The sequence below is a fragment of the Pseudomonas sp. NC02 genome (genome assembly GCF_002874965.1).
Classification (GTDB): domain Bacteria; phylum Pseudomonadota; class Gammaproteobacteria; order Pseudomonadales; family Pseudomonadaceae; genus Aquipseudomonas.
In genome coordinates, this window is the sequence record NZ_CP025624.1 from 431,985 (window position 1) to 447,182 (window position 15,198).

The window sequence follows — 15,198 nt, forward strand, 5'->3', positions numbered from 1 at the left end:
GGGAGCAAGCTCCCTCGCCACAGGGGGTTAGTACAAATCTACCGGGTCTACGTCCAGCGACCATCTCACCTGGCGACCACTGGGCATTTGCTCCAGCGCAAGTAACCAGCTGCTTAATAAACGATGCAGCGGCGCGCGGGCGCTGGCTTGCAAGAGTAGCTGGGCGCGGTAACGCCCGGCGCGGCGTTCCATCGGTGCTGGCACCGGGCCCAATAGCTCGATGCCGGTCAGACCCAGTTCCCCCAGCAAACGTTCAGCCTCGCTGCACGCTTCATCCAGGAAACCTTCGGCCTGCCCCGGCTTGTGCGCTTCGGCCCGCAGCAGCGCCAGATGCGCAAACGGTGGCAGACCTGCCGAGCGTCGCTCGCTCAAGGCCTGTTCGGCGAAGGCAAAGTAGCCTTGTTCTGTCAGTTGAATCAGCAGCGGGTGGTCGGCCAGGTGCGTCTGGATGATCACCTTGCCCGGCTCTTCGGCCCGCCCGGCCCGGCCTGCGACCTGCACGATCAACTGCGCCATGCGCTCGCTGGCGCGAAAATCCCCGGAGAACAGCCCGCCGTCGGCATCCAGGATCGACACCAGGGTCACCCGTGGGAAGTGATGCCCTTTGGCAAGCATCTGCGTGCCCACCAGAATGCACGGCTGGCCCTTCTGGATCGTGGCGAACAACTGATTCATCGCGTCCTTGCGCGAGGTGCTGTCGCGGTCGACCCGCAGCACCGGGTAATCCGGGAACAGGATGCCCAGTCGTTCTTCGGCGCGCTCGGTGCCCGCGCCCACCGGTCGCAAGTCGACTTTGCCGCACTGCGGGCAGTGCCGCGGCACCCGCTCCACATGGCCGCAGTGATGGCAGCGCAACTCGCCGGAGCGCTGGTGCACGGTCATTCGCGCATCGCAGCGATTGCACTCGGACATCCAGCCGCAGTCGTGGCACAGCAGCGTCGGCGCAAAACCCCGGCGGTTGAGGAACACCAGCACTTGCTGGCCCGCCGCGAGGGTTTGCCCGATGGCTTGCTGCATCGGCCCGGAAATGCCGCTGTCCAGCGGGCGACTTTTTACATCCAGGCGCAGGAAGCGGGGTTGCTTGGCACCGCCGGCACGTTCATTGAGACGCAGCAGGCCGTAGCGCCCGGTGTAGGCGTTGTGCAGGCTTTCCAAGGAAGGCGTGGCCGAGCCCAGCACAATCGGGATGTTTTCCTGGCGGGCACGCACCAGCGCCAGGTCGCGGGCGTGGTAGCGCAGGCCTTCCTGCTGTTTATAGGAGCCGTCGTGTTCTTCGTCGATGATGATCAGCCCGGGATTTTTCATCGGGGTGAACAGCGCCGAACGGGTGCCGATAATAATGTCGGCCTCGCCGTCCCGGGCGGCGAGCCAGGATTCCAGGCGCTCGCGGTCGTTGACCGCCGAGTGCACCAGGGCGATGCGCGCGTTGAAACGCTGCTCGAAACGCGCCAGGGTTTGCGGGCCGAGGTTGATCTCGGGGATCAGCACCAGTGCCTGTTTGCCGGCTTCGAGGGTTTCGCGGATCAGTTGCAAATAGACTTCGGTCTTGCCGCTGCCGGTGACGCCGGCCAGCAGGAACGCGTGGAAACTGTCGAAACCGGCGCGAATCGCCTCGTAGGCGGCGCGTTGTTCGGGGTTGAGCGGCAATTCCGGCTGAGCCAGCCAGTGTTCGTGGCGCTCGCCGGGGGCGTGCTTGCGGATTTCCACCTGCACCAGGCCCTTGGCCAGCAGCAAGTCCAGGCTGTCCTTGCTCAGCATCAGCTTGCTTAAAAGCTGATGGGCGACGCCGTGGGGATGCTGGGCCAGGGTTGCCAGGGCTTCACGCTGGCGCGGGGCGCGGGCGATGCGCGGGTCGTCCATGCGCGCCCCCGGGACCATCGACCAGAAACGCTCCTGACGCGCCTCGGCCAGTTCGCCCTGGCGCAACAGCACCGGCAGCGCCCAGCTCAAGGTGTCGCCGAGGCTGTGCTGGTAATACTGCGAGGTCCACAGGCACAGTTTGAACAGTGCGGGCGGCAGCGGCGGCGTGCTGTCGAGGATGGCCACGGCGGGCTTGAGCTTCTCGGCGGGCACTTCGCTGTGATCGGCGACCTCCACCAGGATGCCGATCATCTCCCGCCGGCCAAACGGTACCCGTACGCGCATGCCGGGCTGCAACTGCGACCGCAATACGCCGGCAGGGGCCCGATAATCGAACAGGCGGCGCAGGGGCGAGGGCAGGGCGAGGCGCAAAATGGCGTCGGGCACGCGGGGGTTCTCATATGACGGGCGGCGAAGAAGGGCGGGAGCCTAGCAGACCAGCGGTGGATGTGGGAGCCGGGCTTGCCCGCGATAGTATCGACACGGTGCACCTGAGGCACCGCCGCGCCTGCATCGCGGGCAAGCCCGGCTCCCACAGGGCCTTGTGTATGCCGCGCTTTTCTGATGAAAGGGGCCGTTGTGCTTCTTGCGCGTTTAAAAAGGTCTGGTAGAATCCGCGGCCTAATTACGTGCGGTATTCAACAATAGTGTTGATTGGCGGCACGCTAGCCTGAGGAATACACCATGAAAGCCGATATCCATCCAAACTATGTTGCCATCGACGTTACCTGCAGCTGCGGTAACAAGTTCGAGACCCGTTCGACTTTCGGCAAAGCTCTGCCAATCGACGTGTGCAACGAGTGCCACCCGTTCTACACCGGTAAGCAGAAGACTCTGGATGTTGGCGGCCGTGTTGACCGCTTCAAGACCCGCTTCGGTGCTTTCGGCGCTAAAGCTGCTCCTAAAGCCGAGTAAGGCTGGTCCGCTTGGATGGCCTGTATGGCTTGTCCTCGCTGATGAAAAAGGCGTCCCTTGTGGGCGCCTTTTTTGTGTCTGCGATTTGGCTGGCGCCCGCCCAGGCCGAGGTGTTCTGCCCGGCGCCCGGCGATGTCGCGACCTTCGACGTGCAGCGGGTAGTGGATGGCGACACCGTGCGCCTCAAGGATGGCCGCAGCATACGCATGATCGGCGTCAATGCCCCGGAAACCGGCAAGCAGGGGCGCACTGACGAGCCCTTCGCCGTGGCCGCTCGCGAGCGCCTGCAAAGTCTTGTGGGCGCGAGCGGTGGGCGCGTTGGAGTGGTGCCCGGACGGGAGAGCAAGGACCGTTACGGCCGCACCCTGGCCCATCTCTACGGTGCCAATGGAGCAAATCTGGAAGCGCAGTTGCTCGCCGAAGGCCTTGGCTTCCAGGTGGCGGTCGCGCCGAATGTGGCACTGGTGGCCTGCCAGCAAGCCGCCGAACGCAGCGCCCGGCAGGCCCGGCTGGGGGTGTGGCGCCGGTCACCGGTGGTCGATGCGGCGAAGATCCGGCGCTCGGGCTTTGCGGTGGTCAGCGGTCAGGTGAACAAAATCGAACGCAATCGCGGCGGAGTCTGGATTGAGTTGCAGGGCTCACTGGTACTGCGCATTGCACCCAATCTGGTGGGCCGATTCGACAGTGCACTGTTGAAGGGTTTGCAGGGCCAGTCCATCGAAGCCCGCGGCTGGGTGCTGGACCGCTCCCGACGCGGCGGCCTGGAAAAGGGCCAGGCACGCTGGCTGTTGCCACTGACCGATCCCGGCATGCTCGAGCAGGCGCCGTAAGAAAAAATTGTAGACATTTTTCAGGTCGATTGTGAACAGTTGAGCCCTTGTATCCCGTGGCTCTTGGCCAAAAGTCGTAGGGCAGGGCCCTTGACACCTGTGACTGCCCAGTCTTGTGGGGACTTTGCGACACGCGTATCCTCGGCGGTCCGTCGACCAACAGTAAAAGCGGAATGCCGATATGTCTGATTTGAAAACTGCCGCTCTCGAATATCATGCCCATCCTCGTCCAGGAAAGCTGAGTGTAGAGCTCACCAAAGCCACTGCCACCGCCCGCGACCTGTCGCTGGCCTACAGCCCTGGCGTTGCCGAGCCCGTACGTGAAATCGCCCGCGATCCTGAACTGGCCTACAAGTACACCGGCAAAGGCAACCTGGTTGCAGTGATCTCTGATGGCACCGCGATCCTCGGCCTGGGTAACCTCGGGCCATTGGCTTCCAAGCCAGTCATGGAAGGTAAAGGCGTGCTGTTCAAGCGCTTCGCCGGCATTGACGTATTCGATATCGAAGTGGATTCCGAAAGCCCGCAGGCTTTCATCGACACCGTCAAGCGCATCTCCATCACCTTCGGTGGCATCAACCTGGAAGACATCAAGGCACCTGAGTGCTTCGAGATCGAAAAGGCCCTGATCGAACAGTGCGACATCCCGGTATTCCACGATGACCAGCACGGCACCGCGATCGTTACCGCGGCCGGCATGATCAACGCCCTGGAAATCGCCGGCAAAACCCTTGGCGAAGCCAAGATCGTTTGCCTGGGCGCCGGCGCCGCGGCCATCTCCTGCATGAAGTTGCTGGTGAGCATGGGCGCCAAGCTGGAAAACATCTACATGGTCGACAGCAAGGGCGTTGTGCAGTCCGAGCGTACCGACCTGAACCAGTACAAGGCGATGTTCGCGCATCCGTCCTCCAAGCGTACCCTGGCTGATGCCCTGGACGGTGCAGACGTGTTCGTTGGCCTGTCCGGCCCGAACCTGCTGAGCGCCGAAGGCCTCAAGTCCATGGCCGCCAACCCGATCGTGTTCGCGTGCTCCAACCCGGATCCGGAAATCTCCCCGGAACTGGCCCATGCCACCCGTAACGACGTGATCATGGCCACCGGCCGTTCGGACTACCCGAACCAGGTCAACAACGTACTGGGCTTCCCGTTCATCTTCCGTGGTGCCCTGGACGTTCGCGCCAAGCGCATCAACGAAGAGATGAAAGTCGCGGCCGCCAACGCCCTGCGCGAACTGGCCAAGCTGCCGGTTCCTCAGGAAGTGTGCGACGCCTACGGCGGCATCAAGCTGGAATTCGGTCGTGAGTACATCATCCCGAAACCAATGGACAAGCGCCTGATCACCCTGATCTCCGATGCCGTGGCCAAAGCCGCAATCGAGACGGGTGTGGCCACCCTGCCGTATCCGAAGAACTACCCGCTGCAAAGTGTGGATGATGTGTTCAACGGCTAAGCCGTTGTAGCGCACCACCAAAAAGCCCCGGCTCTTGCGAGTCGGGGCTTTTTTTGTGGCTGGCAATTGGCTCGAGCCTGGCGGTGATCCAACTGTGGGAGCGGGCTTGCTCGCGAAGACGGTGTGTCAGTCGGCCCATCTGAGCCTGATACTCCGCTTTCGCGAGCAAGCCCGCTCCCACATTGGAACTGCGTGTTAGAACAAGTCGATCGGCGCCGCCTCGTCCGCCGGCAGCGGGCTGCCCGGTGCAACACCATTGCCCAGCTCGTTGACCGACGGCGGCGTGTCCTCGCTCTTGAACAGCTCGAAGTACGCATTCGGCGTGCTCGGCGCTGCTGCACGGCCGCTGACCGGGTCGATCCGCAGGCTCAGGATGCCTTCCGGTTCCGGCTGGGTATGCAGCGGCATATCCTTCAGCGCGGCGCCCATGTAGCTCATCCAGATCGGCAGCGCGACGGTGCCGCCGAACTCCCGGCGACCGAGGCTTTCCGGCTGGTCGTAACCGGTCCATACGGTGGTCACGTAGTCGGCGTTGTAGCCGGAGAACCAGGCATCCTTGGAATCGTTGGTGGTACCGGTCTTGCCGGCGATATCGGCACGGCCCAGGGCCAGGGCGCGACGCCCCGTACCTTTCTTGATCACGTCTTCCAGGATGCTGTTGAGGATGTAGGTGGTACGGCCATCCACAACGCGTTCGGCTACCGCCGGCGCTTGAGGTGCGGCGGGGGCGCCGGCTGCCGGGGCTTCGCCTGGCGTCGGCTCGATGGTGATGCCGCCGTTGGCCGGTGCTGCCTGGCCGTCAGTGGCCGCGACGCCATTGACCACGTCGCCCGGTACCCGTGGTGGGTTGGCGGTGAACAGGGTTTCGCCGCTACGGCTTTCTATCTTGTCGATCAGGTACGGGGTGATCTTGTAGCCGCCGTTGGCAAAGGTGCTCCAGCCGGTGGCGATTTCCATCGGCGTCAGCGTGGCGGTACCCAGTGCCAGGGACAGGTTGGGCGGCAGGTCCGACTTGTTGAAGCCGAAGCGGGTGATGTAGTCGATGGTCTTGCCTACGCCCATCGCCTGCAGCAGGCGGATCGACACCAGGTTACGCGACTTGTACAGCGCCTCGCGGACGCGGATCGGGCCGAGGAAGGTGTTGGTGTCGTTCTTCGGGCGCCAGACCTTGTCCAGGTACTCGTCGACGAACACGATCGGTGCATCGTTGACCAGGCTGGCGGCGGTGTAGCCGTTATCCAGTGCAGCGCTGTAGATGAACGGCTTGAAGCTGGAACCCGGCTGGCGCTTGGCCTGGGTGGCGCGGTTGTAGTTGCTCTGCTCGAAGGCAAAGCCGCCGACCAGGGCACGGATTGCACCGTTCTGCGGGTCAAGCGACACCAGCGCGCCCTGTGCCACGGGCACCTGGCTGAATTTCAGGCTGTCGTCCTTCTGGCGCTGCACGCGAACCAGGTCACCGACCTGGGCCACGTCCGACGGCTGCTTGGGCATCGGGCCCATGCTGTTGGTGTTCAGGAAAGGGCGGGCCCATTTCATGCTGTCCCACGACACATGCTCTTCGCCGGTGCGCGTCAGTACCTGCACGCCATCTTTCTTCACCTGGGTGACGATGGCGGGTTCAAGGCCGCTGATCGGGCGCTGTTTGCCCAGCTCGACGGTCCAGGCGCTCAGGGTCTTGCCCGGCAGGCGCGATTCAGGGCCGCGGTAGCCATGGCGCTGGTCATAGGCGACCAGGCCATCGTGTACCGACTTGTTGGCGATTTCCTGCAGGTTGCTCGGAATCGTCGTGGTCACGCGGAAACCTTCGGTGTACGCCTCGCTGCCATAGCGGCCGACCATCTCGGCACGGGCCATTTCGGCGATATACGGGGCATTCACTTCCGGGGTCGGCACGTGATAGCTGGCGTTCAGCGGCTCGGCCACCGCACTTTCGTACGCGGCCTGGTCGATCTTGCCCAGCTTGTACATGCGGCCCAGGATCCAGTCGCGGCGCTCTTTGCTGCGCGCCGGGTTGGCCAGCGGGTTGAAGCGCGAAGGCGCCTTGGGCAGGCCGGCAATCATCGCCATCTGCGCCAGGCTGGCGTCACGAATCGATTTGCCGTAGTAAACCTGTGAAGCCGCCTCGATGCCGTAGGCGCGGTTGCCCAGATAGATCTTGTTGACGTACAGCTCAAGGATCTCGTCCTTGGTCAGCTGACGTTCGATCTGCAACGCCAGGAGGATTTCCGTGGCTTTGCGGGAAAAGCTGCGTTCGCTGGTGAGGAAGAAGTTCTTCGCCACCTGCATGGTGATGGTGCTGCCACCGGATTGAATGTGTCCGCTTTTTACCAACTGCGTGGCCGCCCGCACCAGGCTGCTTGGGTCGACGCCATAGTGATTGGCGAAGTTATCGTCTTCAGCCGACAGCAGGGCGTTGATGAAATTGGGTGGAATGTCGGCGAAACGGATCGGTGTGCGGCGCATTTCGCCGAACTCCGCGATCAGTTTTTCGTCGCTGCTGTAGACCCGCAAAGGAATCTGCAACTGGATACTTCTCAGGGCCTCTACGGAGGGCAAACCGGGACTAAGGTAGAGATAGGCCCCGCTGAGCACGAGCATCAGCCCGCAGACGATCGCGACAATGGAGTACCCGAAAAACTTCAGCAGACGAATCAAGGCTTTTGGATTTCCAAGGAAAAGAATGGGTTAGGCGTCGGGGCATGCACGGCAAGTGGTGGATCGACCCGGCCAGCAGATAAACGCGGGAAAAAACGCTGGGCATTAAAGCATTTTTCGGCTTCGGGCGTCATTCGCGCCGCTCATACAAGCCGACCGAATGCAGGAAGCCTGGCAGCAATCAGTCCGTAAGACAGGGAAAGTTTTGGGGAGTTTTATGAGAAAGGGATTTTTCAGGCGAAAAGCCGATGCCGTCCTGGGTATCGACATCAATGACACCGGCGTCAGGCTGGTGGAGCTGGAGGCTTCAGGCACTGGCTACAGCGTGCGTGGCTACGCCATGCAGCAGTTGCCGGCCCATGCGGTGGTCGACAGCAGCGTGGTTGATTTCGATGCCGTCGCGCAGGCACTTTCCCGGGCGCTGGTACAGGCGCATACATCACTCAGGCATGCCGCCGTGGCCGTGGCAGGGCCCTCGGTGATTACCCGCGTGCTGGAGATGGACACGGGGCTGACGGATGCTGAAATGGTGCGTCGAATCCATGGGGAAGCAGACCAGTACATTCCTTATCCGCTGGAGGATGTGGCTATCGACTTCCAGGTGCAGGGCCCGTCGGCCCATGACCCGCAAAGCGTCGATGTGCTGCTGGTTGCCTGCCTCAAGGAACAGGTGGAGGCCCGTGAGGCGGTTTTGGCCCTTGCGGGGCTGGCGACGCGGATAGTGGATGTCGAAGCATTTGCATTGGCTCGCGCGGGCAGGCAGGCTTCGGACAGCATCACGCCGGGCCGTCGTGTCGATGGCGCGCAATGGGCCGTGGATGCCCAGGGAATGGGAGTGGCCTGCGGGCTGGCCCTGAGGAGTTTCGACTGATGACACGAATCAACCTGTTGCCGTGGCGCGCAGAACGGAATGAGCGGCGGCGCAAATATTTTCTGGTGTTTTTGGCAGGGGCTGCAGCGGTGGCGCTGGCTGCGGTTTGGCTGGCAGACCAGGTGATCGACCGTGCAATCGATCGGCAGTTGGCCCGCAATAACCAGTTGAGCCAGGGTGTCATCGGGCTCGACTCGCGGATCAAGGCCATCGACGAACTGCATGAGCAGCGCCAGCAGTTGATGGAACGGATGAAAGTTGTGCAGGGTTTGCAGGACGATCGTGCGGCGGGTGCTCAGTTGCTGGACCAGTTGGCCCGTGCCGTGCCGGACGGGGTGCAGTTGCGTGAAGTGAGCGTCGACGGCGGTTCTGTTTCCATCAGCGGCACGGCCGGATCGAACCGGGACATTGCTCAGTTCATGCGTGGCCTCGAAGCTGCCGAAGACTTGGAAGCGCCCCGGCTTCAACGGGTTCGCGGCGCGCAGGAGGGCGACGACAATGGCTTCCAGTTGACGGTTCGCCATGGTCACTCGGATGAGGTGCGCCAATGAGAGGGGCGTCAGGCCTGCCAGGGCTGACGGAATCCGATATAACCCAGCTCTGCCAGAACGCCGCCAACTGGCCCTTGCCGGGCAAGGCGTTGCTGGCTGGCGCGGTGGTTTGCCTGCTGTGGGCGGTGGGCAATACCTTCTACTTGAGTGGGGCGCGGGAGCAACTGCGCCAGCTTGAGTCGCAGGAAGTGGCGCTTGAACAGCAGGTCGCGCTGAAAACCATCCAGGCTGCCGGCCTGGAGTCCCTGGTCCGCGAACTCGAAACAATGCGAGGCCATTTCGCCAACCTGTTACGGCGGCTGCCTGCCGACACCCAGGTACCCGGCCTGCTTGAAGATATTGGCCGCCTGAGTGCCGCCAATGGCTTGGTGCTGGAGGCCATCGAACTTCGGGATGACCAGCCTCGTGCCCTGTACATCGAATCGCCCATGCAGATTGGCGTCACCGGGACTTTTCACGACCTGGCGGCGTTCATCAACGGCATGGCCAGCTTGCCGGGAATTGTCACGGTGCATGACTTGGCATTCAGTCCTGTCGATCCCTCGGTGTTGCATCTCAGTCTGGTAGCCAGGACCTATCGTCACAACCGCCAGGCGGGCGATGACCTGGAGGTTGATTTGCACCCGCCGGCACAGGCTGTCGCCGAGCCCGGGCCGCAGCAAGTGGCGTACGATTTTGCAGCCTTGCGCGACCCTTTCCAGCCGCCCTCTCGCCAACTGGTTCGACCCGCCGGGCGACCGGCTGCCGGACCTGATCTCGCCAGGCCTCGCGGAATCCTCGAAGGCTTCGCCGTGGAGCAGTTCGAAATGGTCGGGACCTTGTCCCTGGGGGCTCAAACCTTCGCCCTGCTGCGCGGAGCGTCGTCTGTCCATCGGCTGGCAATCGGCGATTACCTGGGTCCGGACCACGGGCGCATCACGGCGATTCATGACTCCCATGTCGAACTGGCCGAGCTTTTCCCGGATGGCCAGGGCGCGTGGCTGGAACGCTCGCAAACCCTTGCCCTGAACGTGAACTCATAACGGAAACAAACAATGAAAAGGACTTTTTCGTCCTTCGGTGTGGCGCTATGGATAGCGTTCACGGCACCGATGGTCATGGCTGTGCCCAATCGAATCGACTTGATTCACCTGCCGCCACCTGGCAATGCGCCCCTGAGTACCGGACGCGTGGCATTCACCGGGGACAAGCTGTCCCTCAACTTCCAGAACATCGAGTTGCGCGCGGTGCTGCAGCAGATTGCTGACGTTGCCGGCCTCAATCTGGTGACCAGTGACGACGTGCAGGGTTCGATCACCCTGCGCCTCAAGGACGTGCCCTGGGACCAGGCCCTGGACCTGGTGTTGCAAACCAAGGGGCTGGACAAGCGTGTGACGGCCAATGTGCTGCTGGTCGCGCCGGCCGAGGAGTTGGCCGCCCGCGAGTTGCTGGCGATGGAGTCGCGCAAGCAAATGACTGAGTTGGCACCGCTGCGCCGCGAGTTGCTGCAAGTCAATTACGCCAAGGCGTCGGACCTGGCCAAGCTCTTCCAGTCGGCCGTGGGCCTGGAAGGTGCAACCGATGAGCGCGGCTCGGTGGCGGTGGATGACCGCACCAACAACATCATCGCCTACCAGACCCGGGAGCGGCTGGAGGAGCTGCGCACGATTGTGGCGCAACTGGATATTCCGGTAAGGCAGGTGATGATCGAGGCGCGGATCGTCGAGGCCAATGTGGATTACGACAAAAGCCTTGGCGTGCGCTGGGGCGGGCAACTGAATCGGGGTAACTGGAGCGCTGGCGGGATCAGGAAACCGCTGGCCGAAGGCGCCGAGCCGCCTGAAACCCCGCCCAGCTCGCCGTTTGTGGACCTGGGGGCGGTCAACGGCAGCGCCGGCCTGGGTGTCGCGTTTATCACCGACAACCTGCTGCTGGACCTGGAACTGACCGCCATGGAAAAAACCGGCAATGGTGAAATCGTTTCGCAGCCCAAGGTCGTCACCTCCGACAAGGAAACCGCGCGAATCCTCAAGGGCACCGAGATTCCCTATCAGGAGTCCAGCTCCACCGGCGCGACCTCGGTGTCGTTCAAGGAGGCCTCCTTGTCATTGGAAGTGACCCCGCAAATCACCCCGGACGGCTGGGTGATCATGGAGGTCAAGGTCACCAAGGATGAGCCCGACTACCTGAACAGGCTCAACGATGTGCCGCCGATCAAGAAAAACGAGGTCAATGCCAAGGTGCTGGTCAAGGACGGGGAGACCATCGTGATCGGCGGGGTTTTCTCCAATACTCAAAGCAAAGTGGTAGATAAAGTGCCATTTTTGGGCGATGTGCCGTATCTTGGCCGCCTTTTCCGGCGGGATGTGGTTTCGGAGAAAAAATCCGAGCTGCTGGTATTCCTGACTCCGCGTATTATGAATAACCAGGCGATTGCTGTGAGTCGTTGATTCTGTGCGAAATTTGATTCTTGTAGGACCGATGGGGGCTGGAAAAAGCACCATCGGCCGTTTGCTGGCCAAAGAGCTGCGCCTGCCATTCAAAGACTCCGATAAGGAAATTGAATTGCGCACGGGCGCCAATATCCCGTGGATCTTCGATAAGGAAGGCGAACTGGGCTTTCGCGACCGCGAGCAGGCGATGATTGCCGAACTGTGCGGCTGCGATGGCGTGGTATTGGCCACCGGCGGTGGCGCAGTGATGCGCGACGAGAATCGCCGGGCGTTGCACGCCGGCGGTCGCGTGGTTTATCTGCACGCGTCTGTCGAGCAGCAGGTGGGCCGCACCGCTCGCGACCGCAATCGCCCATTGCTGCGCACCGCCGACCCGGCAAAAACCCTGCGGGACCTGCTGACGCTGCGCGACCCGCTTTATCGGGAAATCGCCGATCTGGTGGTGGAAACCGATGAGCGGCCGCCACGAATGGTGGTTCTCGACATTCTCGAGCGCCTGGCACAGTTGCCACCCCGTTAAAGCCAGGGCCGAAATGCGCTATCCTCGGCGGCGCGTCATGACCGTCCGAGTTGTGGCGTAGAGCCATCAGGCAGCGTCAGATCCCGACGTTGCCGACAACGTTAATGTAGGGCAGGACGCCTGCTTTCATCTTCAACGCGGGGACACATGCAGACACTTAAGGTCGATCTTGGCGAGCGCAGCTACCCGATCCATATTGGCGAAGGTTTGTTGGACCAGCCCGAGTTGCTCGCACCGCATATTGCCGGGCGGCAAGTGGCGATCATCTCCAATGAAACGGTCGCGCCGCTGTATCTTGAGCGTCTGAGCCGCAGCCTGGCGTCGTACTCGGTGATCTCGGTGGTGCTGCCGGACGGCGAGGCCTTCAAGACCTGGGAAACCCTGCAACTGATCTTTGATGGCCTGCTGACGGCCCGTCATGACCGGCGCACCACGGTGGTTGCCCTGGGTGGCGGTGTGATCGGCGACATGGCTGGCTTTGCAGCCGCCTGCTATCAGCGCGGCGTGGACTTTATCCAGGTACCGACCACCTTGCTGTCCCAGGTCGATTCGTCGGTGGGCGGCAAGACCGGCATCAACCACCCGCTGGGCAAGAACATGGTCGGCGCGTTCTATCAGCCGAATGTGGTGCTGATCGACACTGCCACCCTCAATACCCTGCCACCCCGCGAGCTGTCGGCGGGCCTGGCGGAAGTCATCAAGTACGGACTGATCTGCGACGAGCCGTTCCTGACCTGGCTGGAAGAACACGTCGACGCCCTGCGCGCCCTCGACCAGGTGGCACTCACCGAAGCGATTTCCCGCTCCTGCGCCGCCAAGGCGCTGGTGGTGAATGCCGACGAACGTGAGTCCGGCGTGCGCGCCACCTTGAACCTCGGCCACACCTTCGGCCATGCGATCGAGACCCACATGGGCTATGGTGTGTGGTTGCATGGAGAGGCCGTAGCGGCTGGCACAGTGATGGCATTGGAGATGTCGCAACGCCTGGGCTGGATCAGCGCCCAGGAGCGTGATCGCGGGATCCGCCTGTTCCAGCGCGCCGGGTTGCCGGTCATTCCTCCCGAGGAGATGACCGAGGCAGATTTTCTCGAACATATGGCAATAGACAAGAAAGTGATCGACGGTCGACTGCGACTGGTGCTGTTGCGCCGAATGGGCGAAGCGGTAGTGACCGACGATTATCCGAAAGAGATTTTACAGGCCACGCTGGGAGCGGATTACCGCGCCCTGGCCCAGCTTAAAGGTTAATAAGATCCCGATGACTAGTTTGCATGCCGACGAGGCGTTCCTCGGCCATTACCAGTTAAGCCACGACCCTTTTGCTCCTCGGGTGCCTGGTTTCAAGTTTTTCCCTGCGCAACGCAAGCCGGTGCTGGGACAACTGCACCACCTGGCGCGCTACAGCCAGTTGCTGCTGGTGGTCACCGGCCCATTGGGCAGCGGCAAGACCTTGCTGCGCCAGGCACTGGTGGCCAGCACCAACAAGCAATCGGTACAGAGCGTGGTGGTTTCCGCCCGTGGTGCCGGTGATGCGGCAGGCGTGTTGCGTCAAGTGGCCCAGGCCCTCGACGTGTCCACTGCCGAGCCGAATGCGATCCTCAAGCAAGTGGTGCAACTGGGCCTGACCGGCCAGGAAGTCTACCTGCTGGTGGATGACGCCGAGCAGCTCGACGAATCTGCCCTGGAAGCGTTGCTGGCCCTGGCGGCCGGTACGCCTGAAGGGCGCCCGCATGTGTTTCTGTTTGGCGAGTCTTCGCTGATCGCCGAACTTGAACAGATCAGCGGCGAGCAGGAGCTGTTCCACGTCATCGAACTGCAGCCTTACGAAGAAGAAGAAACCCGCGAATACCTGGCCCAGCGGCTGGAAGGCGCAGGGCAGGGCATCGAACTTTTCTCCGCTTCGCAGATCTCTGATATTCACGAAAGCTCCGACGGCTGGCCTGGCACCATCAACCAGGTTGCCCGGGATGCCATGATCGAAGCCATGATTGCCAGCCGCTCAGCGGTAAAGCGTCCAAAGATGGGGTTTACTATGCCGAAGAAGCACGTATTGGCAATTTCTGCCGTTGTCGTGGTTGCCGTCGCCGCCGCCTGGTTGATTCCAGGTCGCAACAAAGCACCGACCACCGCTGGCGCGCCAACCGAACAGGCGCAGTTGCCACTGGGCAAGCCAACACCGAACGTTGAGTTTGCCAACTCCGGCCAACCCACCAACCTGCCAATGGTCGGCCAACCGGTGATGCGCGGCCCGCTCGCCGAAGAAGCTGGCGGCATCTCCGAAGGCGACGATGGGGTGCCCGTTGAAGGCTCCAGCGCCACGCCGCCGACCGTGACCACCACCGCGCCACCTGCGGGCGTGCCAGCCGGTCAGCCAGCGGCCAAGCCGACGCCAGCGCCAGCCCAGGTCGCCACCGCCAAGCCTGCGCCTGTTGCCAAGCCGGTCGCCCCGGCGCCTGCGGCCAAACCGGCTCCAGCCGCCAAGCCTGCCGAAAAACCGGCCGTCGTGGCCAAGGCCGCGACTGGCGCTGCCGGCAGCAGCTGGTATGCCAGCCAGCCTACCGGTAATTTCGTGGTGCAGATCCTCGGCACCAGCTCCGAAGCCAACGCCCAGGCGTTCGTGAAAGAGCAGGGCGGCGAGTACCGTTATTTCAAGAAAGTGCTCAACGGCAAGCCTCTCTATGTAATCACGTACGGCAACTTCTCCAGCCGTACAGCAGCGGAATCCGCTATCAAGGCCTTGCCAGCGAAGGTTCAGGCTGGTAAACCTTGGCCTCGCACTGTCGCCAGCGTTCAACAAGAACTGGCAACAACTCGCTGAAGATCCGGCGGCCTTACCCAGGCCGCCCTCTCGGCACCTCAAAAAAAACAACACAGCGTGCAGCCCTGAAGGCCGCGCGCTTTGTGGTGTCTGCGTCACAGTGGCTTTTGAGTCGTAGCGGTCAAAATTAAAAAAGTTTTGACTAGCACAGCATATCGCTTTAAACCTTTCATAAATGCGACATAGATTTGCGACATTTCGTCGCTAAATTTGTGAGCGTCTGTGTCGGTGTGTACAATGACCTCCCTTTTGCCCCCGCTAAGCCGGCGTACGTTCGGCGTGGAAGGTAACCGGTT

The 15,198-nt window shown here is 62.2% G+C and carries 12 protein-coding genes; 10 read left to right on the forward strand and 2 right to left on the reverse strand.

The genetic code is table 11. The features are described from left to right. Positions 1 to 27: 27 nt before the first annotated feature. On the reverse strand, positions 28 to 2,247 hold the full coding sequence (locus C0058_RS02025) for a primosomal protein N' (protein ID WP_008439257.1): 2,220 nt from the start codon (positions 2,245 to 2,247) through the stop codon (positions 28 to 30). 297 nt (positions 2,248 to 2,544) lie between these two features. Here C0058_RS02025 and rpmE point away from each other — a divergent pair, with 297 nt between their 5' ends. The 3 genes from rpmE (at position 2,545) to C0058_RS02040 (ending at position 5,055) form a co-directional block, all read left to right on the forward strand. Continuing rightward, positions 2,545 to 2,775: a 50S ribosomal protein L31 gene (rpmE, locus tag C0058_RS02030; RefSeq protein WP_003209330.1), complete on the forward strand. Its 231-nt coding sequence runs from the start codon at positions 2,545 to 2,547 to the stop codon at positions 2,773 to 2,775. 41 nt (positions 2,776 to 2,816) lie between these two features. Next, entirely contained in the window at positions 2,817 to 3,605 is a 789-nt protein-coding gene (locus C0058_RS02035; protein ID WP_102370211.1) for a thermonuclease family protein, read from the forward strand. A 181-nt stretch (positions 3,606 to 3,786) separates the two neighbouring features. Continuing rightward, positions 3,787 to 5,055 carry a malic enzyme-like NAD(P)-binding protein gene (locus C0058_RS02040; protein WP_102367939.1) on the forward strand — a complete coding sequence of 423 codons (1,269 nt, stop codon included), beginning with the start codon at positions 3,787 to 3,789 and terminating at the stop codon, positions 5,053 to 5,055. A 195-nt stretch (positions 5,056 to 5,250) separates the two neighbouring features. On the opposite strand, the gene C0058_RS02050 is transcribed toward C0058_RS02040, so the two are convergent. Next, entirely contained in the window at positions 5,251 to 7,707 is a 2,457-nt protein-coding gene (locus C0058_RS02050; protein WP_371316571.1) for a penicillin-binding protein 1A, read from the reverse strand. A gap of 220 nt (positions 7,708 to 7,927) precedes the next feature. Between C0058_RS02050 and pilM the strand changes: the two genes are divergently transcribed. The 7 genes from pilM to C0058_RS02085 all read left to right on the forward strand — a co-directional run bounded on the left by pilM (position 7,928) and on the right by C0058_RS02085 (position 14,902). Next, on the forward strand, positions 7,928 to 8,581 hold the full coding sequence (pilM, locus tag C0058_RS02055) for a type IV pilus biogenesis protein PilM (RefSeq protein WP_023659347.1): 654 nt from the start codon (positions 7,928 to 7,930) through the stop codon (positions 8,579 to 8,581). After that, positions 8,581 to 9,132: a PilN domain-containing protein gene (locus C0058_RS02060; RefSeq protein WP_102367941.1), complete on the forward strand. Its 552-nt coding sequence runs from the start codon at positions 8,581 to 8,583 to the stop codon at positions 9,130 to 9,132. The genes pilM and C0058_RS02060 overlap by 1 nt, the downstream gene beginning before the upstream one ends. Next, positions 9,129 to 10,154, forward strand: a complete 1,026-nt coding sequence (locus tag C0058_RS02065) for a pilus assembly protein PilP (RefSeq protein WP_102367942.1) — start codon at positions 9,129 to 9,131, stop codon at positions 10,152 to 10,154. The genes C0058_RS02060 and C0058_RS02065 overlap by 4 nt, the downstream gene beginning before the upstream one ends. A 69-nt stretch (positions 10,155 to 10,223) precedes the next feature. Further along, positions 10,224 to 11,561 carry a type IV pilus secretin PilQ gene (locus C0058_RS02070; RefSeq protein ID WP_102367943.1) on the forward strand — a complete coding sequence of 446 codons (1,338 nt, stop codon included), beginning with the start codon at positions 10,224 to 10,226 and terminating at the stop codon, positions 11,559 to 11,561. 4 nt (positions 11,562 to 11,565) lie between these two features. Next, entirely contained in the window at positions 11,566 to 12,084 is a 519-nt protein-coding gene (gene aroK, locus C0058_RS02075; protein ID WP_003209345.1) for a shikimate kinase AroK, read from the forward strand. Between the two features lie 147 nt (positions 12,085 to 12,231). Then, positions 12,232 to 13,332, forward strand: coding sequence for a 3-dehydroquinate synthase (gene aroB, locus C0058_RS02080; RefSeq protein WP_102367944.1), 1,101 nt, complete (start codon positions 12,232 to 12,234; stop codon positions 13,330 to 13,332). 10 nt (positions 13,333 to 13,342) lie between these two features. Continuing rightward, positions 13,343 to 14,902: an SPOR domain-containing protein gene (locus C0058_RS02085; RefSeq protein ID WP_003209350.1), complete on the forward strand. Its 1,560-nt coding sequence runs from the start codon at positions 13,343 to 13,345 to the stop codon at positions 14,900 to 14,902. Positions 14,903 to 15,198: the final 296 nt, after the last annotated feature.